General features: G+C 76.0%; 1 protein-coding gene. It reads right to left on the bottom strand.

Translation table 11 applies throughout. The features are described from left to right. Positions 1 to 2,794 (bottom strand): type I polyketide synthase (locus GTW40_RS27175; RefSeq protein WP_161182782.1); only part of this gene is annotated, 2,794 nt, incomplete at both ends.

Below are 2,794 nucleotides of genomic sequence, written 5' to 3'. Positions count from 1 at the left end.
CACGCCATCCCCACGATCGCGATCGGCTCGTCCATGGACGCCGAGGCCCGCTCCGGCCGCGCGGCGGAGGACGGGGGTGTGATCCGGTCGAGGAGGTGGTCGACGAGGGCTGTGGGTGAGGGGTGGTCGAAGACGGCGGTGGCGGGCAGCCGCAGGCCGGTCCGGTTGCCGAGCCGGTTACGGAGTTCGACCGCTCCGAGGGAGTCGAGGCCGATGTCCTTGAAGGCGCGGTCGGGGGCGACGGCGGTACGGTCCGTGTGCCCGAGTACCTCGGCGACGACGGCGCACACCAGGTCGAGCACCTCGTCCCGCCGTTCCTGGACGGGGAGTTGGGTCATGCGGTCGTGCCACGCCGAGGCGCCGCCTACGGGCGTGTCCGCCGCGGTGACGGTACGGCGCGTGGGTGCGGGGCCGGCCGGGCCGCGCAGGACCGTGGGCATCGGTTCCGTTCCGCCGCGCGGCCCGGCCGGGGTCAGGAGCGCCGGTACGAGCAGGGCGTCCCGCCCGTCGGCCAGCGCGTGGTCGAAGAGGGCGAGGCCCTGCTCGGGGGTGAGTGGTGCGAAACCGGCGCGGCTCCAGCGGGCCAGGTCCGCGGTGCCGAGCGAGCCGCCCATGCCGTCGGCGGTGTCCCACAGGCCCCAGGCGAGGGAGAGGGCGGGCAGGCCGTGTGCGCGGCGGTGTGCGGCGAGGGCGTCGAGTCCGGTGTTGGCGGCGGCGTAGTTGGCCTGCCCGGCGGTGCCGACGAGGCCGGAGACGGAGGAGAACAGCACGAACGCGGTCAGCGGGAGTGCGCGGGTCAGCTCGTGCAGGTGTCGGGCGGCGGTGGTCTTGGGGTGCATGACCGCACGGAGCCGGTCGTCGGTGAGGGTTTCCACGGTCGCGTCGTCGAGGACGCCCGCCGTGTGGACGACGGCGGTCAGCGGGTGCTCGGCGGACACACGGGCCAGCAGGGCGGCGAGGGCCTCGCGGTCGGCCGCGTCGGCGGCGGCCACGGTCACCTCGGCGCCCAGCGCGGTCAGTTCGGCCACCAGGTCACCGGCGCCCGGCGCGTCCGGTCCGCGACGGCTCGCCAGGAGCAGCCTGCGTACGCCGTGCGTGGTCACCAGGTGCCGGGCGAGCAGTGCGCCGAGGCCACCGGTGCCGCCGGTGACGAGGACGGTTCCTCCGGCGCCGAGCGGTGTCGTGGTGTCGGCCACCCCGTCGGCCCGCGCCTCCCGGATCTCCCGCGCCTCCGGTTCGGCAGGGGCCAGGCGCGGTACGTGGCACCGGCCTTCGCGGACCGCGACCTGTTCCTCGCCCAGGGCGAGTGCGGCCGTCAGGGCGTCGTCGTCGGCCGGGGCGTCGAGGTCGATCAGGGTGAAGCGGCCGGGGTGTTCGGACTGGGCCGAGCGGATCAGGCCCCATACCGGGGCGGCGGCCAGGCCGGGTACGTCCTCGCCGGGCAGCGCGGCGACGGCGCGGGTGGTGACCACGGCGAGGCGGGCGTCGGTGAGCCGCTCGTCGGCCAGCCACCGCTGTACGAGGCGCAGGGTCCGCACCGTGGCGTCGGAGGTGAGGGTGCCGTCCGTCTCGTGCGTGCCGATGCGGACAACGGCGGTTCCGGTGTCGGGCACCTCGGTGAAGTCCGGGGTGTCGTCGCCCAGTTGGGTCCAGGCGACGGTGGCCGTGGGGGCGGGGACGGTGTGCCAGCGCAGTGCGTACAGCGGTTCCCGGGCGCCGGTCGTGGCCGCGTCGGCGAGCCGGTCCCGGCCGACCGGGCGCAGCGCGAGCGAGGTCACGGTCGCGACGGGTTCGCCGGTGGGGTCGGCGAGGGTGAGGGCGGTGGTGCCGGTGCGGGCGTCGGTGGAGATGCGGGCGCGCAGTGCGGTGGCGCCGACGGCTTGTACGGCCAAGCCGGTCCAGGAGAACGGGAGTTGGATCTCACCGGGTGCCGTGTCCGGCGCCGCCTGGAGGACGAGGGGGTGGAGTACGGCGTCGAACAGGGCCGGGTGCAGGGCGAATTCGGCGGCGGTGTCGGTCTGACCGTCGGGCAGGCGTACCTCCGCGTACAGGTCGCCGTCGGTGCCCCGCCACAGGGCGTGCAGGCAGCGGAAGGCGGGGCCGTAGTCGTACCCGGCGGCGGCGAGGCGGTCGTAGGCGTCGGTGAGCGGTTCGGGGCGGGCGCCCTCGGGCGGCCAGGTGCGCAGGTTGGTGGCCGGGTCGGCGGGCGGGGGTGTCGGGTCGAGGGCGCCCGAGGCGTGGCGGGTCCACGGGTGCGGTGTGCCGTCACCGTTCTCGGGGCGGGCGTGGACGGTGAACGGGCGGCTGCCGCCGGCGTCCGGTGCGCCGACCGTGATCTGCACCTGGGCCGCCTGACGCTCCGTCAGAAATAGGGGGGCCTCCAGGGTGAGGTCGGCTACGTACGGGGTCCGGGTGCGGTCGCCCGCGGCGAGGGACAGTTCCAGGAAGGCGGTGGCCGGGACGAGGACGGTGCCGCCCACGGTGTGGTCGGCGAGCCAGGGCTGGTCGGCGAGGGACAGGCGGCCGGTGAGCACGGACTCGTCACGGGTCGCCATGTCGACGGCGGCGCCGAGCAGCGGGTGTGCGGAGGCGTTCAGGCCGAGGTGTCGCGGGTCGCCGTCGGGGCGCGGGGCGAGCCAGAAGTGCTCGCGGCGGAAGGGGTAGGTCGGCAGGTCGACGGTCATGGCGCCGGGGAAGAAGGAGGCGGGGTCGAGCGGGGCGCCCGCCGCGTGGGCGGTGCCGAGCCCGTCCACGAGGGTGTCCGCCTCGGGGCGACCCCGGCGGAGCAGCGCCA

Origin of the sequence: Streptomyces sp. SID4985, from assembly GCF_009863025.1 — a bacterium.
Classification (GTDB): domain Bacteria; phylum Actinomycetota; class Actinomycetes; order Streptomycetales; family Streptomycetaceae; genus Streptomyces.
This window is presented reverse-complemented; position numbering and strand designations above follow the sequence as displayed.